A 24,587-nucleotide genomic window follows, 5' to 3' on the forward strand; every position below is an offset into this window, starting at 1 on the left:
CGACCGGTCGTCCGCTCTCAGGGTGCTGTCGCCCGCTGACAGTGAAGTGACACCGATCCGTGGGCCGCGCGGCGCATGCTCAGAGGAAAACGCCTGGAAGGTGGGACGTGTATGCCCGGCGTATCCGTCACCGAGACGTCTCGTGTCCCCTTGGAAGTGCTGCAGCCGGCTCTCGAGCTCTATCTTGACTTGCACGTCCATCCCGAGCTGTCGGGCCATGAAAGGCACACCGCCGAGAGGCTGTCCCTCTGGCTCGGCCGTTACGGCGCCTCCGTCACCCGCGGTGTCGGAGGTGGGCATGGCGTGGTCGGTGTCCTGCACAACGGGCCCGGCCCGACTGTCATGCTCCGAGCCGAACTCGACGCGCTTCCCGTGCAGGAGCGCACGGGCCTGCCGTACACGAGCACCGTCCCCGGCGTGATGCACGCCTGCGGCCACGATCTGCACCTGGCCGCGGCCGCCGGGGCCTTCGCCGACCTCGCCGGACGCAAAGACGCCTGGAGCGGCACCGTGATGCTCGTCGGTCAGCCTGCGGAGGAAACCCTGCAGGGGGCGCAGGCGATGATCGAGGACGGGCTCTACGAGCGCTTCGGCACCCCCGACCTCGTCCTGGCCCAGCACAGTGCTCCCTCTCCCGCCGGAACCGTCGCCCATCCGGGCCCCGGCCCGCTGATGTCCGGCAGCGTCGCACTGGATGTGATCATCCGTGGGCGGGGCGGCCATGGCGGCACCCCGCATCTGAGTGTCGATCCGGTGGTGACCGCCGCCTCCGTGGTCATACGACTCCAGTCGATCGTTTCCCGTGAGACCGCCCCCTCCGAGCAGGTCGTTCTCACAGTCGGCTCACTAAGGGCAGGGGAACGGGGCAACGTCATCCCGGACCGGGCCGAGCTCAGCCTGACCGTACGTGCCTTCTCCGAAGCCGCACTCGAACGCGTCACCGCGGCCGTGGAGCGGATCGTGCGAGCCGAGTGCGCGGCCTCGAACTGCCCGGAGGAACCGGAGATCACCATTACCTCGCGCTCACCCGCCCTCTTACCGGCCCCCTCCGCGATGGCTGCCGTGCGCCGCGTCCACGAGCGCCTGTTCGGCCCGCGACGAGTGGGCTCCACTCCACCGACGACTGCCACCGAGGACTTCGGCTGGTTCGCTGGAGGCGGCATCCCCACGGCCTACTGGTTTCTCGGTGTCACGAGCGCCCGGCAGCGGCGCGTCGCACTAGATCTGGGCGAACCGATACCGGTCAATCACTCGCCTCAGTTCGCCCCCGACCTCCGCACAGCACTGCCGACCGGCATCACGGCGATGAGCGGAGCCGCGCTGGACGCTCTGGCCGCACGGTCAACAGGTTGAGATTTCCCCATCGCCGGGCGGACGAAGATCCTTGTGGCCACGCACACCTTTCGCAAAACTCGTCATTACGATCAAGACGAGGCGGCTGGCGAGAGGACACGGGGTTGCTGGAATCACTCGGGCTCGACAAGCTGACGGAAAAGGTCTACAGGCTGCTGCTCACCCGGCATGATCTGGACGTCGATGAGATCGCCCAGACGCTCGACGTCGAAATCGACCGGGTCAGAGCGGCCCTCGACCATCTGGCCGAGCTCGCGCTGCTGCGTCCCTCATGGGACTTACCAGGCGGATTCCGCCCGGTAAGCCCCGAGGCGGGGTTGCAGACCCTGCTGCAGCAGCGTCAGGCCGAACTCGCCCGCCAGCAGCAGCAGATCGCCCAGGCTCAGTCGACCATCGCGGATCTGATCGACGAATACGCCAACCACCGCCTGGGCTCCCAGACATCGAGCATCGGCACGTTGATCGGCATGGATGCGATCCAGGCGCGCATCGAGGAGCTCTCGGTGAGCGCCCGGATCGAAATCGTCAGTTTCATGTCCCACCGCGCCCACGACCCTCGCGCGCTGGAAATCGCCAAACCGCTGGATCTGCGGGTGCTCGGCAACGGGGTGGCCATGCGCTCGGTCTTCTTGGAAAGCGCCCGTCACGATCCGTCGACCATGGCGTACGCCCAGTGGCTGGCCGAGAACGGCGCTGAGATCCGGACCGCCCCTACGCTCCCGGTACGCATGACGATCTATGATCGCATCACCGCCCTGCTGCCGCTGGAGGCCGCCAACCCACGCAAGGGCGTCGTCCAGGTTTTCGACACCGGTGTCCTCACCGCAGTCCTCTCCCTGTTCGAGACGATCTGGGACGCGGCCACGCCGATCGGGACCCCTCCGCCCCGCGACGACGCCGGGCTTTCTCCGCGCGAGCGTCAACTGCTGAAGCTCCTCGCGGCGGGCTTCACCGACGAGGGAGCGGGCCGCCAGATGGGCCTGTCACAGCGCACCGTCCGCCGCATGATGGCCGACATCATGGAACAACTGGGCGCCCGAAGCCGCTTCGAGGCCGGGCTGCGGGCAGCGGAACGCGGCTGGCTCTGACCGATCTTTCAAGTTGGCGGGAGGGGCAACACGACCTAGGCTGGGTGCCGCAGTTGGTTCGCCCTGTCCGCCAGACAGGCGCGTCGTAAGAGGGAACCCGGTGCGATTCCGGGGCTGCCCCGCAGCGGTGAGTGGGAACGACCGCCGTCACACGCACTGGATCGGAAGATCCGGGAAGCGACGGCCAGTAGGAACGAGCGCGACGCCCACGAGTCCGAAGACCTGCCACTGCCCGTACGCGACCTGCGTGCGGTGACGTCGACGGCCTCGAGGGCGGGCCCGGCGAGACCAGGCGGACGCACCGCGTTTCCGCTCATCGGTCGCGCCTTCGCACCCCGGGATCGCCGAGGTCTTCCGTGACTCGCGAAGGAGAGTTTCGTGACCGACGCCCCCACCACCTCGCTCGGCACGGTGTACGGCTATCCGCGACAGGGGCCGGACCGCGAGCTGAAGAGAGCGGTCGAAGGTTACTGGGCCGGCCGGGTGAGCGCCGACGAGCTGCGCACAACCGCCGAAGGACTGCGCCGCGGCGTCTGGCGGCAACTGACGGACGCGGGCCTCGGCGAGGTGCCCTGTGGTGACTTCTCGCTGTACGACCACGTGCTGGACACCACGGTCATGGTCGGCGCCGTCCCCGAGCGCCACCGCCCCGCCGTCGCGGCGAACCAGCTCGACGGCTACTTCGCCATGGCACGCGGCACCCAGGACGTCGCCCCGCTGGAGATGACCAAGTGGTTCGACACCAACTACCACTATCTGGTGCCGGAGCTGGGGCCGGATACCGTGTTCACCGCCGACCCCGCGAAGCCTCTCGGCGAGCTGCGAGAAGCCCTCGAGCTCGGGCTCAACCCGCGCCCCGTGCTCGTCGGACCGGTGACCTATCTGCTGCTCGCCAAGCCCGCGCCCGGTGCCGATCCGGGCTTCGAGCCGCTCACGCTGCTGGATCGGCTGCTGCCCGTCTACGCCGACGTACTCGCGGCGCTGAGAGCGGCGGGCGCCGAGTGGGTGCAGCTCGATGAACCCGCCCTGGTCCAGGACCGGTCGCGGGCCGTCCTGGACGCGGTCGCGGCCGCCTACCGGCGCCTCGGCTCGCTCGAGCACCGGCCGAAGATCCTCGTCGCCGGTTACTTCGGCCGGCTCGGCGAGGCGCTGCCGGTGCTGGCGCAGGCGCCGATCGAGGGGCTCGGGCTCGACTTCACCGGCCCCGCCGCCGCCAATCTGGACGATCTCGCCCGGGTCGGCGGGGTGCTCGGCAAACGCCTGGTGGCCGGTGTCGTGGACGGCCGCAACGTCTGGATCAACGACCTGGGGAAGTCGCTGTCCACGCTGGCCACCCTCCTCGGCCTGGCCGGGCAGGTCGATGTCGCCGCATCCTGTTCGCTGCTGCACGTCCCGCTGGACGTCGCCGCCGAGACCGGGATCAACCCCGAGATCACCCCATGGCTCGCCTTCGCCCGGCAGAAGACCGCGGAGATCGTCACGCTCACCCGGGGTCTGACGCGGGGCACCCGGGCCATCGCCGGCCATCTCGCCGACAATCGGGCCGCCCTGGAGTCCCGGGCGGTCTCCACCCTGATCCGTGATCCGGCCGTACGCGCCCGCGCGGCGGCCGTGACCCCGCAGGACGCCCGGCGCGCCCAGCCGTACCCGGAGCGGGCGCGGACGCAACGCGCCCGGCTGGACCTGCCGCCGGTGCCGACCACCACCATCGGTTCCTTCCCACAGACCGCCGAGTTGCGGGCCGCCCGCGCCGACCTGCTGTCGGGGCGCATCGGCCAGGAGGCCTACGACGAGCGGATCGCGGCCGAGATCCGCGAGGTCCTCGCCTTCCAGGAGAAGGCCGGCCTGGACGTCCTGGTCCACGGTGAGCCCGAGCGGAGCGACATGGTCCAATACTTCGCCGAACAGCTCGACGGGTACGTCGCCACCCGGCACGGCTGGGTGCAGTCCTACGGCACCCGCTACGTCCGGCCACCGATCCTGGCCGGGGACATCTCCCGTCCCGAGCCGATGACCCTGCGCTGGACCCGGTACGCCCAGTCGCAGACCAGCCGACCGGTCAAGGGCATGCTCACCGGCCCCGTCACCATGCTGGCCTGGTCCTTCGTCCGCGACGACCAGCCGCTCGGCGACACCGCCCGCCAGGTGGCGCTGGCGCTACGTGACGAGGTCGCCGACCTGGAAGCGGCCGGCATCGCGGTGATACAGGTGGACGAGCCCGCCCTGCGTGAGACGCTGCCGCTGCGCGCCGCCGACCGGCCCGCCTACCTGAGCTGGGCGACCGAGGCGTTCCGGCTGACCACGGCAGGGGTACGACCGGAGACGCAGGTCCACACCCACATGTGCTACGCGGAGTTCGGCGAGATCCTCACCGCGATCGAGGATCTCGACGCGGACGTGATCAGCCTGGAGGCCGCCCGCTCGCATATGCAGGTGGCCCGTGAGCTGGCCGAGGCCGGATACCCGCGTGGGGTCGGGCCAGGTGTCTACGACATCCACTCCCCCCGAGTGCCCGGGATCGAGGAGTTGGTGTCCCTGCTGCGTACCGGACTGAAGGCCATCCCGGCCGACCGGCTGTGGGCCAACCCCGACTGCGGCCTGAAGACCCGCGGCTGGGCCGAGGTCCGCGGTTCGCTGGAGAACCTCGTCGCGGCCGCTCGCGAGATCCGCGCCGAAGCCACCGGCCACCAGTAGGCCTTTCCGCCGGCGGCACCGGCGCCTGATCGTGTACGGCTCAGGCCCTTGACGGTACACGTGGGCCGTCCTGTACGTAACCGACGCTGAAAGCTCCGGGTGGTGTGTAGGGTGAAGGAAACAGGTTGTGTCGAAGTCCCAGTTTGCGTAACAGCGCCTGCGGAGCTATGACAGCGGGCGTCTACCGGATGAAGCCACGGCTTTCCAAGGCGGTCGGTCGCAGCAGCCCCGAGATCAGTCCGTGCCTCACGGAGATCGTCTCAACAAGGAGAGAAAGCATGGCTCAGGGAACTGTCAAGTGGTTCAACGCCGAGAAGGGCTTTGGCTTCATCGCCCCCGACGACGGCACTCCGGACGTCTTCGTCCACTACTCGGCCATCGACGCCGGTGGTTACCGGTCGCTGGAGGAGAACCAGCGGGTCGAGTACACCGCGGGTCAGGGTGCCAAGGGCCCGCAGGCCGAGCGGGTACGACCGCTGTAGCCTGGCACGGCACCTGACGGGCATTCGGCCCCGGACTCGCGCACAGTCCGGGGCCGCTGTCATCTGGAGGGCTCAGGCCACGGCTCGGGCCACGGCTCAGGCCACGGCACCGAGCGTCTTCACCGGCGGTGCGGTCGCCGGTGGCCGCTGCCGGGGCCCGGGCAGGGCCATGCTCAGGACGCGCTTCCAGACCGAGGCCGCCTGCCGGGCCAGCGAGCCGGACGTGTACGGCAGGCCGAACCGTTCGCACAGGGCGCGGATCCGTGGCGCGATCTCGGCGTACCTGTTGCTGGGCAGGTCGGGGAACAGGTGGTGCTCGATCTGGTGGCTGAGGTTGCCGCTCATGATGTGGAAGAGGCTGCCGCCGTCGATGTTGCACGAGCCGAGCAGTTGGCGGACGTACCACTCGCCGCGGGTCTCGTCCTCGAGCCGGTCCTCAGTGAAGACCTCCACACCCTCGGGGAAGTGGCCGCAGAAGATGATGGTGTGCGCCCACACGTTGCGCGCCAGGTTCGCGGTCAGGTTGCCGAGCAGGACGGGCAGGAAAGCCGGGCCGGCGAGGAGCGGGAACGCGACGTAGTCCTTGGTGACCTGGCGTCGTATCTTGGTCGCGACCGCGCGAAGCTGGGCGAGCGCCTCCTTGGCGTTCTTCCTCCCGGACGGGATGCGCTCCAGTTCGAGATCGTAGATCGCGATGCCGTACTCGAAGAAGAGGGCCAGCAGCGCGTTGTAGAACGGCTGGGCGAGGTAGATCGGGTGCCATCGCTGCTCGGGGCTGATGCGCAACACCGAATAGCCGATGTCCCGATCCTTGCCGAGCACGTTCGTCCAGGTGTGGTGGACGAAGTTGTGGGAGTGCTTCCACTGGTCGGCCGGGGATGCGGTATCCCATTCCCACGTGGTCGAGTGGATCTTTGGGTCCCGCATCCAGTCCCACTGCCCGTGCAGGACGTTGTGGCCGATCTCCATGTTCTCCAGGATTTTCGCGGTGGCCAGTGCCGCGGTCCCCATGATCCATGCGGGCGGAAACCAGGAGGCGAACAGCAGCGCCCTGCCGCCCAACTCCAGCTTCCGCTGGATCGCGATGAGACCCCGGATGTAACGCGCGTCCCGCTCGCCGAGACTCTCGAGCACCTCATCGCGGATCCTGTCCAGCTCACGGCCGAAACCTTCGGCGTCAACCGAGGTCAAAGTGGCAGGCATACGCTTTCCTCTCACAGTTCGATCTCGATCGGGCCCGCTGCGGCCGACACACAGGTCTGGATCATGTCGCCCGCCTCTCCGTGCACCTGGCCGGTGCGCATGTCGCGTACCCGGCCCGAGCGGAGGCGCGCGACGCATGAGTAGCAGATGCCCATGCGGCAGCCACTCGGCATGAGCACCCCCGCACCCTCGCCGACGTCCAGCAACGATGTCCCGCCGTCGGCGTCCGCCTCCCGGCCGCTCCTGGTGAAGCACACGCGTCCCCCCGATCCCACGGCCGTCGGCACCAGGCGGAAGCGCTCGACCCGCAGCCGATCCGCGGGCCCGGCCCAGTGGGCCGCGATCTCGTCGAGCATGGCCGGCGGTCCGCAGGCCCAGACGGCACGTGCCGCCCAGTCTGGGCAGAGCCGGGCCAGGTCCGCGGGCCGCAGCCGTCCCTCAGACCGCGTGTGCCGTTCGTACAGCCGTAGCCGCGGGCATCGCGCGGCCAGGCTCCGGAGACGCCGGCCGAAGATGACCTCATCGGGTGTCGGCGCCGAGTGGACCAGCACGACGTCCGGCCCCTCCACGGCCGGGGCGCCGCCCGGCATGCCGTCCAGCATGTCGTCCAGCATGTCGTCCAGCATCGCCATCACCGGTGTGACGCCGCTCCCGGCGGTCACGAACAGCAGGCGCGGTGGCGGCGGCTCCGGGAGGACGAACGCGCCCTCCGGCCGGCCCAGCCTGATCATCGTCCCCGGCTCTGTGCGCCGCACGAGGTGGTTGGAGACGAGCCCCTCGCGCATGGCCTTGACCGTGATGGTGACGCGACCGTCGGGTCTTCCCGGGGCTGACGACAGCGAAAAGGTACGCCAATGACGCCGTCCCCGGATGTCGACGCCGATCGGGACCCACTGGCCGGGACGGTGCACGGCCCAGCCCCAGCCCGGACGGATCACCAAGGTCGCCGCGTCGGCGGTTTCGGGGATCACCTCCTCGACCCGGCCGCACAGATCCCCCGCGGTCCAGAGCGGGTTGATCAACCCGAGGTAGTCCTCTGGGAGCAGTGGCGACGAGAGCCATCGGGCGGCCGCCACCAACCGACGCAGGGTCGCCGGCCCGGGCCTCGCAGCGGATGGGGTCGCGTGCTTAGGGATCACAGGTCCTTCCGGGAAGCCTGGCAACCATCGTGGATCCAAGCAGACTGAACGGGCCGTCCGTACGACGGTGGTACCCGGCCACTCACCCGCGATATCCCCAGGCTGGGGCAAGAGGAGATTGCTTGTTGAGGCCCTGCCGTCGCGAGTCGAAGATCCACAACCGCGGGCCGGACGGGGGCTCGCCCTACTTCGTGGTCTCGGCCGGCCAGGGGCGGCGCGCGACCTCGTGATCGGCCGCGGTCGGCGGGGGCGACACGACGTTCATGAAGATCAGCCGACCGCCGCGGGCACGAACCCCCCGGGTGGTCCCGGCGGGAATCACCACGACGTCACCCGCCGCCACGGGATGCGGGGCGTCGTCGATCCACACGTCCCCGGTACCCTCCAGGATCGCCAGCGCCAGCTCCACACTCGGCGTGTGCAGCGGGATCTCCTGTCCGTCCTCCATGCCGACGATCATCACCCTGGCCAGGTCGCTCGCGGACAGGACCTTCGGGCAGAACGACTCGGCGCTGAACTCCGCGAGCTCCGAAGCGCTTCCGAATACCGCCTTCTTCTCCATCTTCGTCTCCATTGCTCAAGGTGGCGAGGACACGCAGGCCGGATCAGCGTTCGGCCATGCCGTCCGGTGCCGCGATGGGTAGCGTGTCGAGCAGTTCGTCCGCCCAGGCCGGGTCGTAGGCGTCCACTCGCGGGAAACCGCCCTCGTCGGGGTCACCGGTCCACTGATAGGTGACGCCGGGATTGTGTACGGCATAGCCCCCGGGGCCGAACACGTGTCCGCTGCCCTTGATCTCGGGGCCCTGGGCGATCCGCCACTGGTCGTAGACGTCAGCGCGTCCGCTGCCCCGGGCGAGCGCGGCGGCGAGCGCATCGGCGTCGACGGATTCGCACTTCTCCGCGATGTCGCGGATCACGGAGTGGACGCTGATGCACGCACTGTCGACGAAGAAGGCCCGGCGCAGGGCCATGTCCAGTTCGTCGCTCGCCCGCAGCCCGCCGACCTCCGGCGCCTTGGCGGCCTGGACGGCTTCCAGCGCGGGCAGGGTGGTGACCGGGTAGGTCCAGTCGGGACCCCGCCACAGCCGCCACCCGAGTTCGGGGCGGTGAGCGGCGAGCATCACGATCTCGGGGTCCACGATGTGCTTCGGGGTCGGCTGCCGGTTGAACAGTTCGAGCGGGAACGCCCGGTGGTCGATGAGCAGCGGCGCACCGCGTCGGTCGGCGGCCGCGTGCAGTGTGTGCAGCGCGAGCGTGGCCCACGGGCAGCCGACGTCCGACCAGACGGTCACCATCGAGGCATCCGCTGTCGCGGCAGGAACGTCGTTCGTCGACATCAAGGATTCTCCTGGCCTGTTCTTCGGTCGCAACTCATTCGTTTGCCACGGCATTCCGGCCGATGCCGCCTCATGTCGGCAGCATGGAGCGGAGGACGTACGGCAGGATTCCGCCATGACGGTAATAGTGGGCCTCGGTGGGTGTGTCGATGCGCACCTTCGCCGTGAACCGGATGCTGTCGCCGCGGCCGTTCGCGGTCACCGTGACCTCACGGGGTGGGTCTTCAGCGCCGGTCAGCCCGTGGATGGTGAACGTCTCCTCTCCGGTGAGGCCGAGAGATCGCGGGCTCTGACCGGGAGCGAACTGAAGGGGCAGGACACCCATCCCGACGAGGTTGGAGCGGTGGATGCGCTCGAACGACTCGGCCAGGACGGCCCTGACGCCGAGCAGCGCGGTTCCCTTGGCCGCCCAGTCGCGTGAGGAGCCCGAGCCGTAGTCCTTGCCCGCGATGACGAGCAGCGGCACACCTTCGGCGGCGTACCGCATCGCCGCGTCGAAGACGGTGGTCTGCTCCCCGTCGGGGAGATGGCGGGTGAATCCCCCTTCGGTGCCGGGTGCCAGCAGGTTCCGCAGCCGGATGTTGGCGAAGGTGCCGCGGATCATCACCTCGTGGTTGCCGCGCCGGGAGCCGTAGGAGTTGAACTCCTCGCGCTTCAGGCCGTGGGCGCTCAGATATCGCCCGGCCGGGGATTCGGTCTTGATCGCACCGGCGGGTGAGATGTGGTCGGTGGTGACCGAGTCGCCGAGCAGGGCCAGCACGCGGGCGTCCTCGATGTCCTCCAACGGCTTGGGCGTTCGACTCATGCCCTCGAAGTACGGCGGTCGGCGTACATAGGTGGAGCCGGCATCCCAGGTGAACAGTTCCCCTTCCGGTGTGGGCAGATCACGCCACAGCTCGCCACCGGCGTAGACGTCCGCGTAGCCGCGGCTGAACATCTCCGCGCGCAGACAGGTGGAGACGATCTCCTGGACCTCCTGCCCGCTCGGCCAGATGTCGCGCAGGTAGACCGGCTCACCGGTGGCGTCGACGCCGAGCGGATCTCGGGTGAGGTCGACGTTCATCGATCCGGCCAGCGCGTAGGCGACCACAAGGGGCGGAGAGGCGAGGTAGTTCAGTTTGGTCTCCGGGTGGATGCGGCCTTCGAAGTTGCGATTGCCCGACAGTACGGCGGCCACCGCCAGGTCGGCGTCCGTGACGGCACGGGACACTTCGTCGATCAGGGGGCCGGAGTTGCCGATGCAGGTGGTGCAGCCGTAGCCGACCAGGTCGAAGCCGAGCTCGTTCAGGTACGGCGTCAGCCCGGCACGCTCGAAGTAGTCGATCACAACTTTCGAGCCGGGGGCCAGGGTGGTCTTCACCCACGGCTTGGTTCTCAGTCCCCGCTCGACCGCTTTCTTGGCCAGCAGCGCCGCACCGACCATGACGTCCGGATTGGACGTGTTGGTGCAGGAGGTGATGGCCGCAATCGCCACCGCGCCGTGCTCGACCTCGAAGGACGTGCCGTCCTCCAGCGAAACGGGAATGTGCTCGAGTGGAGGGCAGGTCACCGTCCCGGAGGTGTCGAAACACGTCGGCGTGTCGCCGGGGCGGCTGTGGGTCAGCGAGAAGGGGTCGGAGGCGGGGAAGGATTGCGCGCTGCTCTCGTCCAGCCCGGAGAGTGCCGGCTCGCAGTCGACGTAGCCGCCCAGGACAGCGCGGAAGACGCATGCCGCGTCCGCCAGGGCGATGCGGTCCTGTGGGCGCTTGGGTCCCGCGATCGACGGGACGACGGTCGACAGGTCCACCTCCAGCGTCTCGGAGTAGTCGGGCCGTTGATCGGGGTCGTGCCACAGGCCCTGTTCCTTGACGTACGCCTCGACCAGCGCCACATGGTCGGCGCTGCGGCCGGTCAGCCGCAGGTACGACAGGGTTTCCGCGTCGATCGGGAAGATCGCACAGGTGGCGCCGTACTCGGGGCTCATGTTGCCGATCGTGGCCCGGTTGGCCAGCGGCACATTGGCCACTCCAGGCCCGTAGAACTCCACGAACGCGCCGACCACGCCGTGGGTGCGCAGCAGCTCCGCGATGGTGAGGACGAGGTCGGTGGCGGTGCTGCCCTCGGGCAGCGCGCCGGCCAGCTTCACCCCGATGACCCGGGGAATGAGCATGCTCAACGGCAGGCCGAGCATGGCCGCCTCCGCTTCGATGCCGCCGACCCCCCAGCCGAGCACGCCCAGCCCGTTGACCATCGGTGTGTGGGAGTCGGTGCCGACCAGGGTGTCGGGGAAGGCCACGCCGTCCTCTCCGAACACGACGCGGGCGAGGTGTTCGAGATTGACCTGATGGCAGATGCCCGTTCCCGGGGGGACCACCCGCAGATTTCGCAGCGCGCCCTGCCCCCAGCGCAGGAACTGGTAGCGTTCCCGATTGCGCTCGTACTCCAGCTCGACGTTGCGCTCGAACGCTTCGGGGCTGCCGAAGTGGTCGGCGATCACTGAGTGATCGATGACCAGCTCGACCGGGCGTCGCGGGTCGATGCGCGCCGGGTCGCCGCCGAGCCCGGCCAACGCTTCGCGCATCGCCACCAGGTCCACCAGGCACGGCACGCCGGTGAAGTCCTGCATCAGCACCCGGGCCGGGGTGAACTGGATCTCAGTGGCCGGTTCGGCCGCCGGATCCCACTGAGCCAGCGCCGTGATCTGGTCAGCGGTCACCCTGCGGCCGTCCTCGTTGCGTACGAGGTTCTCCAACAGCACCTTGAGGCTGTAGGGCAGCCGCGCCGTACCGTCCATGGCGTCGAGACGGAAGACGGTCCAGGAGGATCCGGCGGCGCACAGCGTTCCCCGGGTGTTGAAGCTGTCGATCGTCACGTCGAACCCCTCTCATGCTCCCCCGCGGTGCCGCCAGGCACGTACCAGCCGCACCAGCCGCACCAGCCGCACCAGCGGGTCGTAGCACTGGTCGGCTATCCGCTCCTTCATCGCGATGATCGCGTTATCGGTGATCTTGATCCCGGCCGGGCAGACCTCGGTGCAGCACTTGGTGACGTTGCACAGGCCGAGCCCGTCCTCCTCGCGCAGCTCCCGGAGGCGGTCGCCGGTGTCCAGGGGGTGCATGGCCAGTTCGGCGTGGCGGATGAAGAACCTCGGGCCGGCATAGATCGGTTTGTTCTCCTCGTGATCGCGGATGACATGGCAGACGTCCTGGCACAGCCAGCACTCGATGCACTTACGGAACTCCTGCGAGCGCCCCACGTCCTCCTGGAACATCCGGTACTCCCCCGGGGTGAGGTCCGGCGGCGGGGTGAAGGAGGCGATGCGCCGGGCCCTCTCCTCGTTCCAGGAGACGTCGCAGACCAGGTCCCGGATGATGGGGAAGGCCCGCATCGGGGTGACCGTGACGCGGCCGTGCGGCAGGGCCGACAACCGGGCCATGCACATCAGCTTGGGGTGGCCGTTGATCTCCGCGCTGCACGAACCGCATTTGCCCGCCTTGCAGTTCCACCGCACGGCGAGATCTCCGGCCTGGGTGGCCTGCAGGCGGAGCACAGCGTCCAGGACGACCTCGCCCTTCTGCACGGGCACGAGGTATTCGACGAGTGCACCGCCGCTCGCATCGCCGCGCCAGACCCGAAGCGTCAAGTCGCCGGCCATGCCATCGCCACCTTCCTCGTCAAACCCCGTCAAACCCCGTCAAAGCGAGCACCCGGGCCGTCGTGTCGGGGTAAGTCACCGGGTGTCGATGCGTCTCGCGAATATCCATGGCCACATACCCCTTCGATAATTGACTAAGCGGGGGATATTGGGACAAACCATCAGACAAAGGGTGCGCGGATTGATCCGGGAGGCGAGGTGCAGGTCAAGGAGATCATGACGGCCCCGGTCGTCACAGTGGCGGAGGACACGCCCGTACCTGCGGTGGCGGCCCTGCTGCGCGGCCGGCGGATCAGCGCGGTTCCCGTGGTCGATGCCGGTGGCGCCGTCGTGGGACTGGTCAGCGACTACGATCTGCTGGCTCGCAAGGGGGCGACCGCCGCCGAGGTGATGACCGGCGCGGTGATCTGCGTCACCGAGGACACGGACGTGGACGAGGTCCGCCACCTGCTGGTGGACCGGCGGATCCGGCGTGTCCCCGTTCTGGCCGGGGGCCGGCTGGTCGGCATCGTCAGCCGGTCGGATGTGGTGGTTCTGCTGACCACGGAATGGGCGTGCGCCGTGTGCGGCGAGGTCACGCGGGGCGAGCGCCCCCCGCCTCGCTGCCCCAAGTGTGAGGCCGAGGCCGACCGGTTCGCCCCCCAGGAGCCGCTCCCAGGCAGCTGAGATGACCCGTTGAGATGACCCGTTGAGATGACGCACGCGTTCGATGTCAGGAGGCACCCGGCGATGGTCGCGAACACACCCGGACCGGCGTCGAGCCCCGAGCCCGGCCCGGCGCACGGCGCCCGATCCGATGCAGGCGCGGTACGACCGCCGGGCGCGTCCGAGGACGCCGAGGTGCTGCGCGGCTACTACCGGCAGATGGCGCTGATCCGGGCGTTCGAACTGCGCTCGGCGGAGATGTACGCCCGGGCGAAGATCGGTGGCTACTGCCACCTCAACCTCGGCGAGGAGGCGACCGTCGTCGGCCTGATGGCCGCGCTGCGCCCGTCGGACTACCTGTTCGCCGGCTATCGGGTGCACGGGTACGCGCTCGCCCGCGGAGCCGAACCGGGACGGGTGATGGCCGAGCTGTTCGGCCGGGTCACCGGCATGTCCGGCGGCCGCGGCGGCTCGATGCACCTGTTCGACGCCGGTCTACGCCTGCTCGGCGGCTACGGCATCGTCGGCGGCCAGTTGCCCCCGGCGACCGGTGCGGCGCTGGCCATCGCCTATCGCGGCGCGCCCGGGCCCGACAGTGAGGCGGTGATGTGCCTGCTCGGCGACGGCACCACGAACATCGGCGCCTTCCACGAGGCGCTCAACCTCGCCGCGGTCTGGCGCCTGCCCATCGTTTACACGATCGTCAACAATCAACTGGGGATGGGCACCCCTGTCGAGGCGGCGTCGGGAGAGCCGGAGCTGTTCCGGCGGGGCTGCTCGTACCGGATCCCGGGAGAACGGGTGGACGGCAACGACGTGCTCGCGGTCCGCGACGCCGCGCTCGCGCTGATGGAGAGCGCACGCGAGGAACACCGGCCCGGCCTGCTGGAGGCCGTCAGCTACCGGATACGCGGGCACTCCGTGGTCGATCCGGCCCGCTACCGGACGGCGGAGGAGACCCAGCGGGTACGCGATCTCGATCCGTTGCCCGCGTTCCGCGCCCGCCTGATCGAGGGCGGGGTGCTCGATCAGGAGACGGCGGCGCGGATCGACGACGAGGCCGAGCGGACGGTGACCGCCGCGGTCGAGTTCGCCGACACCAGTCCTCCCCCGCCCGTCGACGCGCTGTTCGACGGCGTCTACGCCACCCCGGTCCCCAACGTCTTCACCGGCCTGCCGGGCGACCCGCCGCCTGATGGCCAGACCACCGTCACCGCACCCGGGGAGAGCTGACCGTGGGCCGGACAACCGTGGGCCGGACAGCGGAGCAGACAGCCGAGCAGGCCGTCACCTACCGGCAGGCGCTGCACGACACGCTGCGCGCCGAGATGCTGCGGGACGAGGACGTGCTGCTCCTCGGTGAGGAGATCGGCGTCTTCGAAGGGTCATACAAGATCACCGCAGGCCTGCTGGACGAGTTCGGACCGCGGCGGGTGCGCGACACGCCGATCTGCGAGGAGGGGTTCGTGGGCGCCGCGATCGGCGCGGCCATGCTCGGGCTGCGGCCGGTCGTGGAGATCATGACGATCAACTTCAGCCTGCTCGCCATCGACCAGATCGTCAACCACGCGGCGAAGATGCGGGCGATGTTCGGCGGCCAGGTCTCGGTGCCGATGGTGATCCGCACCCCGGGCGGCGGTGGTCAGCAGCTCGCCGCGACCCACTCGCAGAACCTGGAGGTCTTCTACGCCCACGTACCCGGGCTGAAGGTCGTCGCCCCGTCCACACCCGCGGACGCCAAAGGCCTGCTGGCCAGCGCCGTACGCGACGACGACCCGGTGCTCTTCCTGGAGAACCTGGCGCTGTACAACACCAAGGGCGTCGTGCCAGGCGGTGATCACACCGTGCGGATCGGCACCGCCGCGGTCGTCAAGGAGGGAAGTGACCTGACCCTCGTCGCCTACTCCCGCGCGGCCGTGATCGCCCACGACGTCGCCCGACGCCTGGAGGACGAGGGCGTCTCAGCCGAAGTGATCGACCTGCGCAGCCTGCGCCCACTGGATCGCGCGACGGTGTGCGCCTCGGCCCGCAAAACCGGCCGCGCGATCGTGCTGGAGGATGACTGGCTGAGCTACGGGATCGGCGCGGAGATCGCCGCCACCATCGCCGAGGGCGCCTTCGACTACCTCGACGCGCCCGTCCGCCGGGTGGCCGCCGCCGAGGTTCCTCTCCCGTACGCCAAACCGCTGGAGCTCGCCGCCCTGCCGGACGCGGCCGCCCTGACCTGGGTGATCCGTGAAGTCCTCGAGGCCACCCGCTTCGTGCCGCGCCGCGTCCCGTCCAGCCAGGGGTAGGAGACCTGACATGCCCGAAATCTTCATGCCGCGCCTGTCCGACACGATGGAAGAGGGGACCATCAGCCGCTGGCTCAAGCGCGAGGGGGAGCATATCCGCAGAGGTGACGTCCTCGCCGAGATCGAAACCGACAAGGCCGTCATGGAACTGGAGGCTTACGAGGAGGGACCGCTGACCCGCATCCTCGTCCCCGAGGGCGGCGCGGTGCCGATCGGCGCACCCGTCGCCGTCGTCGGCACCGGAGCCGACACCGGGGCCGACACCGGGGCCGACACCGGGGCCGACACCGGGGCCGGCGCTGAGACCGGGACCAGCGCCGAGGCCAGCGCCGAGGCCGAAGCGGAACCCGAGCAGCCGGCACAGCCATCCGAACCCGTCTCACCGATCAGGTTGCCGTCCTCGCCGCTCTCCCGGCGCCTGGCCAGCCGGCACGGCATCGACATCACCACCCTCACCGGGAGCGGCCCCGGCGGCCGGGTGATACGCGCCGACGTGGAGGAGGCCATCGCCCGGCGCGGCGAGCCCCCTGCCACAACCCGTTCCGAGGCGGCACCGCCCGTGGAGCCCGCCCCCCGGGCGCCTCGGCTGAAGGAGACGGCCCCCGAGCGTGCCGAGACGGTACGCGAGGGCGAGGAACGAGATGTCGAGAGGGCCGAGAAAGCCGGGGATGTCGAGGAAGTCCCCCTGACCGCGGTGCGCCGCATCACCGCCAGAAGACTGACCCAGAGCGTCCAGCAGGCCCCGCACTTCTACCTCACGACGATCGTGGACGCCGAGCCGCTGCTCGCCTTCCGCGCCGAGGTCAACACGCGCCTCGGCGAGAGCGGTCCACGCGTCACCGTCACCGATCTGATCGTCAAGGCCTGCGCCATCGAGCTTCGCGAGCATCCCGAGGTGAACGCCTCCTGGGCCGACACCCGCATCCTGCGGCACCGCCGGGTGCACATCGGGATCGCGGTCGCCCTCGACGACGGCCTGATCGTGCCGGTCGTCCACGACGCCGATGTGAGGACCCTCACCGAGATCGCCCGTGAAGCACACGCCCTCGCGGACAAGGCCCGGGCGGGGCGTCTCACCCTGGACGAGCTCGGCGGCGGAACCTTCACCGTCAGCAACCTCGGACCATTCGGCATCGATCACTTCACCGCGGTCATCAACCCTCCGCAGGCGGCGATCCTCGCCGTCGGCGCCGCGCAGCCTCAACCTGTCGTACGCGACGGCGAACTCGCCGTCGGCACCATGATGGCGCTGACCCTGTCCATCGATCACCGCGTTCTGGACGGCGCCACGGGGGCCACCTTCCTCACCGGCCTCAAGGAGCTTCTGCGACAGCCCCTGCGCATGGTCGTGTAGTTACGCGGCCGATCCGATCCCCGGCATCCCCCGATGCCGGGGACCGGCGCCCTCCCGGGTCGTCCGGCGTCGTCCGGCGTCGTCCGGCGTCGGTCCCCGTCCCCGGGGGGCGAAGACAGGCTCGGGCGCGGAGGCGGCTCCGGCCCGTGCCGTCAGGTACGCGAGAGGTCTGCGTCAGTACGGGCGCCCGGTGCCTTCACCGGGCAGGTAACCGCCGTCGTCGGCGTCGGTACGGCCCGAGCCGACATCCGGATCGTCCTCGCCCGGCGCCGCCCATTCCAGGTCGCCGCTGACGTGCCCGCCTTCTCCGACGCGGTACGGCATGGAGCCGCGCGGCGTATCGTCCTCGACCACACCGTGCTCGGCCTCGTCCACAGGCCCCTGCACCCGGAAGCCGGGGCGGCCGCCATGTCCCTGCTCTTCGAGGGCGTCCGGCGGCATCGGGTGCGGGCTGGGGCCGGCGGTCTCCAGGTGATCCGGGATCTCGTCGGTGCGGGCCGCCACCGACTTCTCGTCCGACCCGGCGGTCACGCCCCACTCGTCGTCGCGTCCGGTGACGTAGCCCATCGGCTTGGCGTAGCCGCTCGCGGGCTCGGCCGTGTCGTCCGGCTTGCCCCGTGGAGTGCGGTTGGAGCCGCGGATCGACGCCGGTCCGATGTCGCCGCCCATGTTGTGCAGATCGCTGTCGAAAGTAGTGCCCTTGTCCTCTTCCCTTGGCATCGCTCGTCCTCCCTCATTCGGGTTCCACTCGCATGGCGGCCTCCTCGGCGCTGTAGCCCCCCGCGTCCGGGCCGACCTCCATGGCCGCCTCGTCCGGCTCGGCGTCGCCATGGGCGCCCTCGTCCGGAGCGACGAGACGACCGGCGGGGCGTGGGGTGTCCCAGACGGCGCCGGACGGCTCCTGCGGCTGTGCCTGCCACCCGGGGGCCACCCCGCTGTCCTGCTCGTAGTCGGTGTCCAGGTCGGAGCCGACGCCGAGCCCGCTGTCCTCGGTGATCGCGCGCCCGGTCCGCGGCCGCTCCTGGTGGACGGTGGGCGGCCCGCCCGTGCCGTAGACCGGCTGCTCCTCGGGCATCTCCCTGCTCAACCGGCTGTCCAGGGGCTCGCCCTGGATCGCCTCGTCGATCGTGGTGCCGTGGTCGTCCACCGCTGTCGGTTGATCCGCCGGCAGCGGCGCCTCCTGGGGGTCGACCGCCCACTGCTGCTGCGGGGTCCCGTCTTGCAGATCGGGAATGCCCTCGTCCTCGAACCGCGAATGCGGATCGTGTTCCGGCGTGTGCTGACTCACCGCGTCCCCTCCTTAGCTCGCGGCCATCCACGCCCCCTTACCCGCAATCCCGGGCGGTCCACGTTGGAGGCGGCATATCCGCGTGCTACAGGCGGTGAGCCGGGTTGCGTCGCAGGAGCAGCATGGCGGCGTCGTCCGGCACGGGACCGCCCACGTGACGGAGCAGATCGGCACGCAACTCGTCCAGCGCGACCTGGGGGTCGGGCGCCCGCAGCAGGCGCGCACGTTCCTCAAGCGGATAGAAGGTCCCCTGCCTGTCCCGGGCCTCGACGACGCCGTCGGTGTAGAGGAGGATCTGGTCGCCGTCCTCGAAGGGGATGCCGTACGGCTTGGGCCGTGGCGAGCCGAGTTCGACGAGCCCGAGCGGAGCGGCCTCCTCGGGCGGCTCGGCCAGCCGGATGCCGCCGTCCCGGCTCAACACGAGCGGGGCGGGATGACCGCAGTTGAGCAGTGAGATCTCGTGGTCGTGCACCTCGGCCAGGATCGCCGTGACGAACTTCTCCCCGCTCAGGTGGCGGGCGAGGCTGGCCTCCAGCCGCTCGGCGACGCCGAGCAGCTCGGCCTGGTCGTAGGCGGCCTCGCGGAACGCTCCCAGCACCCACGCCGCGGTCTCCACGGCCTCCAGGCCCTTGCCCTGTACGTCGCCGATCAGCAGCCGCACTCCCTCGGGCGTGATGACCACCTCGTACAGGTCGCCGCCGATCTGCGCCTCCGCCGCGGCGGAGGTGTAGGACAGCGCGACCCGCACGTCTCCGGCCCCGCGTGGGACGGGCCGCAGGAGCACGCGCTGGGCCGCCTCGGCGACGAGGCGGACGTTGGCCAGCTCACGTTCCCGCCCGGTCCGCAGCCGGCTCGCCAGCATGCTGGCCCCGGTGACTCCGACGATCGAGGCCATCGTGAGCGTGTTCTGCGGTCTGCCCAGCAGATGGTCGTACGCGACCAGGGGAACGTAGAGCGCGAGTGAGAGTCCGCCCACCACCGCGGTACGGCGGACGCCGCCCGAGACCGACGCGAAGGCCGGCCCCAGGGTGAGCAGCGGCAGGAAGACCAGGGTCGGTCCGACCATCAGGTCGGCCACGACCACGGCGGCCATCGCGATGAACGGCAGCGCACGGAGGATTCGCTGCGATTTCATGGACACTCCATTGCCGACCTCGGTCAGTTCGTGGAACATTCCATGGCGGTTTGTGCTACTCCTTCCCCAGCCGGCACATCAGGTGCCGCCCCCTCTGCCATCCGCGATTATGCGCTTCCCAGCGAAGCACATGGCGGTTTATCAGGAAACTCTCAGGGAGACCGGAGATGGGACTCCAGGTGAGTCGTCGTACGGCTATCGCACTAAATATCCGGGTAAACAATTATTTTGACGTGTCCGAATCGCCATTATCCGCAGGGATTCGACGGTCACCGCGGACGTTCTCGGCCCAGTGGGCGGGGCGTTCGAGCGCCACGGGCAGACGGGTGGCGGCGTCGCCGTTGGCGGCGTTCACCTGCGACTGGGTGAGGAAGATGCTGCCGGTGAGGTCGGCACCGCGAAGATCGGCCCCTCTCAGGTCGGCTCCGATGAGGTCGGCCACCCGCAGGTCGGCGCCCTTCAGGTCGGCCCCGATGAGATAGGCCCCTCTCAGGTTGGCGGCGGTCAGATCCGCGCCCCTGAGATCTGCTCCGATGAGATCGGCGCCCCTGAGCTCCTTCTTCCGTGCCCGCCCTGCCCCGGCCTTCTTGCCTCCGGCCTTCTTGCCTCCGGCGTTCTTGCCTCCGGCGTTGTTGCGCCCGCGCGCCGCCTCGGCCTTCAGCCCGGGTACGGCAGCGGCCCGGGTGAGCTCGCTCGCGCGCAGCAGCAGCACGTTGACCTCGCTCCGATGCGCCGCCACGTCCAGCTTCATCAGCGTGTCGGGGTTGTCGAGCGTGCGGCGTTCCGTCTGTTCCAGTGCCCGCCGCAGATCGCCGTGGATCGGGCGGGCCGCCGGAAGGGTCAGCGCCTCGTTCAGGTACCAGAGCAGCTCGTGGAGCTGCCGCATGACCGGGAAAACCTCGAACATCCGCTTCGCGGACGCCGGGTCCTCCCGCCAGTCCCGGCCACCGAAGGTGACCCGCGAGACCTTCTGCCCGGCGCCGAAGCAGTCGAAGGTGACACAGCCCGGAAAGCCGCGCCGCCTGAGATCCCGATGGATGCCACAGCGGAAGTCCGCCCGCAGGTTGGGACAGGGCTGCCCGCCGGGCTTGTCGATCGCGAAGTCCGCCGAGGCGGAGAAGGGCAGCGCGACGCAGCACAGCCCGAAGCAGTTCGCGCAGTCAGCGCGCAGTTCGGGCTGCCCGTGCTGCCCGTGCTGCCCGTGCTGCTCAGACTGCCCGTACTGCTCGGGCTTCTCGGGCGACATTGCGGGAGTCTCCTCGTGCGTCGTAGGCGCCGTCCTCGTGGTCCGGCGCTCCCCCGAGGCTACGGCGTCACGACCGGTGGCCTCACCCGTGTTTCCCGCGGGCGGCTCACTCCGTGCGCATGCCCTCGGGGCGCATGAGCCGCAGCTGGACCGGCAGGCTCGCCAGCGTCACCAGTGCGACCACACCCGCCCCGGCGGAGACCGTCACCAGCAGGTTCGCCGGGCTGACGTGGAGCGGAAGGCCCAGCATCGCGAGCAGCGCCAGCCCCAGACCGGTGCCGATCAGGACCGCGGGCACGAGTCCGAGCGCGACCGGCACCGCCATCTGCCACAGCGTCGCCCGCGTCAGCATGCCGCGCCGGGCCCCGAAGGCGGTCAGCGCGGCCAGCAGGGCACGCCGCTCCCTGAGCTGGTCCAGCGTGGTCGCGAGCATGCTCGCTCCGATCAGCAGCAGGATCGCCACCGTGCCCACGAGGATCCCCCGGCGAATCCCCGCAAACTTGTTGTCGATCTGAACCTCCTGGATGCCGAACACATACGTCAGCGGGCTGATCGCGGCGGCCGTGTTCCGTACCAGCTCCACGGCGTCCGGGTCGGACCGGTCGAGACCGAGGTAGAGCGACAGCCGCAGCGGCTTCGCCGCCAGGTCGGCGGCCGCGCCGGGCATGGCCAGGATCGCCCCGCGCCACACGCCTCCGTCCGGCGCGCGCCGGCCCTTCACCCACCTGGCACCGGCCGGGATGGTCCAGTTCGTCCCGTCGACCACGACCCGCTGTCCAGGGTGCGGCGGCTCGGCACCGCCACTCGCCTCCGGATCGTCCTCAGTGATGAAGACGTCACCGGAGCGGCACCGCGTGATCTCTGCGAACTCGCGCAGATCGGCACAGGTGCCCATCATGAACTGCACTCCCTCGTCGGCGCCCGGAACCCACGCGCCGGCGCTGACGTTGCCCACGACGGAGCGCACGCCCCGGGTCCGGGCGAATCGCGCTCTGATCTCCTCGCCTTCGGCGAGCGTGGCTCCCTCACTGAGCACGACGTTCACCTGCGCCCGGTGGAGATCCGCACCGGTGTCCTGGACCGAGACGGACTCCACGCCGGCGACCAGGGTCTGCAGCGCGATGGCCCCGGCGACGGCCACCGCGACCCCGCTCACGAGTCGGGCGGAGGAGGCGCTGTCCAGCTGGATCCGGCGGACGGCGAGCTGCCACGACACGCCTCCACCGCCGCCGATCCGCCGTACGACCGCCTCCACCAGCCACGGCAGCAGGGTCACCACGCCCACGAGCAGGAGGACCGCGCCGCCTCCCACCTGTACGCGGGCGAGCTGCCCATCGGTGTCCGCCCTACCGCCGAACAGCGGAGCGAGGAGGGCCAGCCCGGCGAACGGGAGCAGGAGCCGCCACCACAGCCGCCGGCGGCCCTGCCCGGTGCGGCGGAACACGCCGAGAGGTTCGACGGCGACCTTGCGCAGCACGCCCAGGCTGACCACGACGGCCAGCGCCGGTACGGCGACGGCGATCGACACCGTCAGCGGAAGGCTCGGTCGGGCGTCCGCGGGGAACACGCTGATGTCCCACAGGGTGAACCGGCCGATCAGCTGCCGTCCGGCCAGGAAGAGCACGGCGCCGACGGCCAGCCCCAGCAGCCCGCCCGCCAGCGCCTCCCCGGCGGCGTACCGCCGCGTCATCCGCCGGTCGGCGCCCATCAGCCGCAGCGCGGCGAGCCGGCGGTCACGCGACTCGCCGCCGAACCGTACGGCCGCGGCGATGAAGATCACTACCGGTGCCAGCAGCACCACGAAGGCGACGACGACCAGCAGCATGAGCCGCGGGCTCAGTCCTTCGCTCGGATTCGTGTTTCCGAAGGCGTTCAGCCGCTGCACACCGGACCTGCCCTCCAGCCGGTCGCCGCCCGCGTAGAACGCGAACTCACCCGGCCCGGACAGGCCCTCGTCGCCGATCTGGCCGACGATCCGGTAATCCAGCCTGACCCGCAGCAGCTCGCTTTCCGGTGCGGACAGCAGCTCGGCCAGCGCCGGCGACACGAGCATCTCGCCCGGTTTCGGCAGCGTGGTCAGGCCCGGCGGCACCGGAGCGGCGGGGCCTTCCGGCTGGAGGAGCCGGCCTCGGATCCTGATGCCGTGGAACTCGGTGTCGGCCCTGCCGAGCAGCAGAGTGTCGCCGCCACGCTGCTCCAGATCCTGGATGTAGTCGACGCGGGCTCTCTCACGGGCGTCCCGCGCCGACAGGAGGTTAGGCATGGAGGCCGCCAGCAGCAGAGAAGCGACGCCGAGGCCGACGGCGGTCGCCGTCAGGGCCACCCGCGTCCACCCGGTGGCCCCGCCCCGGAACGCCAGTCGTACGCCGAACGCGAGCTGCCGCACCCAGCCCGCGCCACTCGCCGGACCCCCGGTCACTGGACCATCCCCGCGCTCGTACGGATCCTGCCGTCCCGCATGACGACCTCCCGGTGGGAGTAGGCGGCGACGGCCGGCTCATGGGTCACCAGCACGACCGCCGTTCCCGACTGCTCGACGCATTCGGTGAGCAGCCGCATCACCAGTTCGCCGTTGAGCGAGTCGAGCGCGCCGGTCGGCTCGTCGGCGAACACCACGGCCGGATCGGTGACCAGCGCCCTGGCGACCGCGACCCGCTGGCCCTGCCCGCCGGACACCTGACCGGGCCGCTTGCCCGCGACATCGGCGACGTCGAGCCGGTCCAGCCAGTGCGCGGCCCGCCGCTCGGCCTCCCTGCGGCGCACACCCTCCATCCGCAGCGGCAGCGCCACGTTCTCCAGGCAGGTGAGCTCCGGCACGAGCTGCCCGAACTGGAAGACGAAGCCGAACTCGCTCCGCCGCAGGGCGCTGCGTTCGGCGTCGGGCGCGTTGATCAGGTTCCGATCGCGATACCGCAGTTCCCCGGCGTCCGGACGCACGATCCCGGCCAGGCAGTGCATCAGCGTCGACTTGCCCGATCCCGACGGTCCCATGACGGCCACGATCTCCCCCGCCCGCACATCCATGCTCACCCCGTCGAGTGCCGGGGTCGGACCGTACGTCTTGTGGAGGTCGCGGGCCGACAGCAGCGGAGCCTCGCCCGTCATGAACGGACCTCCTCGGCGAGCCGGTCCAGCCTGGCGCTGGTCAGCTCCAGCCAGCGCAGGTCGGCCTCGAGGTGGAAGATGGCGTGGTCGCAGATCAGCGCGTCGGCCAGGTCTCCGCGCGTCTTGCGCCGGGTCAGCTCCCGCATCAGGTCGAGGTGGGCCGCCCGCTGGACGTCGAGGATCGCGGCGGCGTCCCGGCCGGTCAGCAGCGCGAGCACCACCTTGGTGTAGAGGGTGCTGTTCAGGTAGACCTCGGGGCGTTCCGGCTGGGACAGCCATTCCTCCACGTCGCTGACGCCGGAGGCCGTGATCGCGTACCGCTTGCGCTCGGGCCCGGCCCCGTGCTCGACCGCGTCGACCTCGACCAGCCCGTTCTTCAGCAGCCGCGCCAGCGTGGCGTAGACCTGGCCGTAGTGGAGCGGGCGATCCTGGCCGAACTGGGCGTCGAACTCCTGCTTGAGGTCGTACCCGTGCCGGGGGCCCCGCTCCAGCAGCCCCAGCAGCGTGTGGGAAAGTGACATGGCGTCACTGTACACCTCAGCTATACATGGAGAGTATAGATGGAGTGTACAGCAGATGAAGTGCGGCGA

Annotated in this window: 21 protein-coding genes and 1 riboswitch; of the genes, 8 read left to right on the forward strand and 13 right to left on the reverse strand. The window is 70.1% G+C overall.

What is annotated here, in order from left to right:
• Window positions 1-156 precede the first annotated feature (156 nt).
• From ACFHYQ_RS27225 to ACFHYQ_RS27240, 4 genes are all read left to right on the forward strand, one after another.
• On the forward strand, window positions 157-1,353 hold the full coding sequence (locus tag ACFHYQ_RS27225; RefSeq protein ID WP_394304056.1) for an amidohydrolase: 1,197 nt from the start codon (window positions 157-159) through the stop codon (window positions 1,351-1,353).
• A 104-nt stretch (window positions 1,354-1,457) separates the two neighbouring features.
• Window positions 1,458-2,441, forward strand: a complete 984-nt coding sequence (locus tag ACFHYQ_RS27230) for a LuxR C-terminal-related transcriptional regulator (RefSeq protein ID WP_394304001.1) — start codon at window positions 1,458-1,460, stop codon at window positions 2,439-2,441.
• A 36-nt stretch (window positions 2,442-2,477) separates the two neighbouring features.
• Window positions 2,478-2,686: riboswitch (cobalamin riboswitch) on the forward strand.
• 133 nt (window positions 2,687-2,819) lie between these two features.
• Window positions 2,820-5,135: a 5-methyltetrahydropteroyltriglutamate--homocysteine S-methyltransferase gene (gene metE / locus ACFHYQ_RS27235; RefSeq protein WP_394304002.1), complete on the forward strand. Its 2,316-nt coding sequence runs from the start codon at window positions 2,820-2,822 to the stop codon at window positions 5,133-5,135.
• 278 nt (window positions 5,136-5,413) lie between these two features.
• Window positions 5,414-5,617 (forward strand): cold-shock protein, encoded by a 204-nt coding sequence (locus ACFHYQ_RS27240; RefSeq protein WP_203946720.1) that lies wholly within the window; start codon window positions 5,414-5,416, stop codon window positions 5,615-5,617.
• Between the two features lie 96 nt (window positions 5,618-5,713).
• Here the strand turns inward: ACFHYQ_RS27240 and ACFHYQ_RS27245 are convergent, their stop codons facing one another.
• The 6 genes from ACFHYQ_RS27245 to ACFHYQ_RS27270 form a co-directional block, all read right to left on the reverse strand.
• Window positions 5,714-6,820 carry a fatty acid desaturase family protein gene (locus ACFHYQ_RS27245; RefSeq protein WP_394304003.1) on the reverse strand — a complete coding sequence of 369 codons (1,107 nt, stop codon included), beginning with the start codon at window positions 6,818-6,820 and terminating at the stop codon, window positions 5,714-5,716.
• 11 nt (window positions 6,821-6,831) lie between these two features.
• Entirely contained in the window at window positions 6,832-7,959 is a 1,128-nt protein-coding gene (locus tag ACFHYQ_RS27250; RefSeq protein ID WP_394304004.1) for a ferredoxin reductase, read from the reverse strand.
• A gap of 184 nt (window positions 7,960-8,143) precedes the next feature.
• Window positions 8,144-8,533, reverse strand: coding sequence for a cupin domain-containing protein (locus ACFHYQ_RS27255; protein ID WP_394304005.1), 390 nt, complete (start codon window positions 8,531-8,533; stop codon window positions 8,144-8,146).
• A 31-nt stretch (window positions 8,534-8,564) separates the two neighbouring features.
• Entirely contained in the window at window positions 8,565-9,296 is a 732-nt protein-coding gene (locus ACFHYQ_RS27260) for a DsbA family oxidoreductase (RefSeq protein WP_394304006.1), read from the reverse strand.
• 70 nt (window positions 9,297-9,366) lie between these two features.
• Window positions 9,367-12,147 carry an aconitate hydratase gene (locus ACFHYQ_RS27265; protein WP_394304007.1) on the reverse strand — a complete coding sequence of 927 codons (2,781 nt, stop codon included), beginning with the start codon at window positions 12,145-12,147 and terminating at the stop codon, window positions 9,367-9,369.
• Window positions 12,148-12,159: 12 nt separating this feature from the next.
• Complete coding sequence (locus ACFHYQ_RS27270; RefSeq protein ID WP_394304008.1) at window positions 12,160-12,930, reverse strand: succinate dehydrogenase/fumarate reductase iron-sulfur subunit; 771 nt, start codon at window positions 12,928-12,930, stop codon at window positions 12,160-12,162.
• Between the two features lie 198 nt (window positions 12,931-13,128).
• Here ACFHYQ_RS27270 and ACFHYQ_RS27275 point away from each other — a divergent pair, with 198 nt between their 5' ends.
• From ACFHYQ_RS27275 to ACFHYQ_RS27290, 4 genes are all read left to right on the forward strand, one after another.
• Window positions 13,129-13,596 carry a CBS domain-containing protein gene (locus ACFHYQ_RS27275; protein ID WP_394304009.1) on the forward strand — a complete coding sequence of 156 codons (468 nt, stop codon included), beginning with the start codon at window positions 13,129-13,131 and terminating at the stop codon, window positions 13,594-13,596.
• 63 nt (window positions 13,597-13,659) lie between these two features.
• Window positions 13,660-14,808, forward strand: coding sequence for a thiamine pyrophosphate-dependent enzyme (locus ACFHYQ_RS27280; RefSeq protein WP_394304010.1), 1,149 nt, complete (start codon window positions 13,660-13,662; stop codon window positions 14,806-14,808).
• Between the two features lie 2 nt (window positions 14,809-14,810).
• On the forward strand, window positions 14,811-15,869 hold the full coding sequence (locus tag ACFHYQ_RS27285; protein ID WP_394304011.1) for an alpha-ketoacid dehydrogenase subunit beta: 1,059 nt from the start codon (window positions 14,811-14,813) through the stop codon (window positions 15,867-15,869).
• Between the two features lie 10 nt (window positions 15,870-15,879).
• Window positions 15,880-17,223 (forward strand): dihydrolipoamide acetyltransferase family protein, encoded by a 1,344-nt coding sequence (locus ACFHYQ_RS27290; RefSeq protein ID WP_394304012.1) that lies wholly within the window; start codon window positions 15,880-15,882, stop codon window positions 17,221-17,223.
• 174 nt (window positions 17,224-17,397) lie between these two features.
• On the opposite strand, the gene ACFHYQ_RS27295 is transcribed toward ACFHYQ_RS27290, so the two are convergent.
• The 7 genes from ACFHYQ_RS27295 to ACFHYQ_RS27325 all read right to left on the reverse strand — a co-directional run bounded on the left by ACFHYQ_RS27295 (window position 17,398) and on the right by ACFHYQ_RS27325 (window position 24,518).
• Window positions 17,398-17,943, reverse strand: coding sequence for a hypothetical protein (locus ACFHYQ_RS27295; RefSeq protein ID WP_394304013.1), 546 nt, complete (start codon window positions 17,941-17,943; stop codon window positions 17,398-17,400).
• A gap of 13 nt (window positions 17,944-17,956) precedes the next feature.
• Window positions 17,957-18,511, reverse strand: a complete 555-nt coding sequence (locus ACFHYQ_RS27300) for a DUF5709 domain-containing protein (RefSeq protein ID WP_394304014.1) — start codon at window positions 18,509-18,511, stop codon at window positions 17,957-17,959.
• A gap of 85 nt (window positions 18,512-18,596) precedes the next feature.
• Window positions 18,597-19,646, reverse strand: coding sequence for a PP2C family protein-serine/threonine phosphatase (locus ACFHYQ_RS27305; RefSeq protein ID WP_394304015.1), 1,050 nt, complete (start codon window positions 19,644-19,646; stop codon window positions 18,597-18,599).
• 223 nt (window positions 19,647-19,869) lie between these two features.
• Window positions 19,870-20,892: a pentapeptide repeat-containing protein gene (locus ACFHYQ_RS27310; RefSeq protein ID WP_394304016.1), complete on the reverse strand. Its 1,023-nt coding sequence runs from the start codon at window positions 20,890-20,892 to the stop codon at window positions 19,870-19,872.
• A gap of 106 nt (window positions 20,893-20,998) precedes the next feature.
• Window positions 20,999-23,311, reverse strand: coding sequence for an ABC transporter permease (locus ACFHYQ_RS27315; RefSeq protein ID WP_394304017.1), 2,313 nt, complete (start codon window positions 23,309-23,311; stop codon window positions 20,999-21,001).
• Entirely contained in the window at window positions 23,308-23,997 is a 690-nt protein-coding gene (locus ACFHYQ_RS27320) for an ABC transporter ATP-binding protein (RefSeq protein WP_394304018.1), read from the reverse strand. The genes ACFHYQ_RS27315 and ACFHYQ_RS27320 overlap by 4 nt, the downstream gene beginning before the upstream one ends.
• Window positions 23,994-24,518 (reverse strand): PadR family transcriptional regulator, encoded by a 525-nt coding sequence (locus ACFHYQ_RS27325; protein WP_394304019.1) that lies wholly within the window; start codon window positions 24,516-24,518, stop codon window positions 23,994-23,996. Before ACFHYQ_RS27325 ends, ACFHYQ_RS27320 begins: the two co-directional genes overlap by 4 nt.
• Window positions 24,519-24,587: the final 69 nt, after the last annotated feature.

Source organism: Sphaerimonospora cavernae (genome assembly GCF_042435035.1).
GTDB classification, from domain to species: domain Bacteria; phylum Actinomycetota; class Actinomycetes; order Streptosporangiales; family Streptosporangiaceae; genus Sphaerimonospora; species Sphaerimonospora cavernae.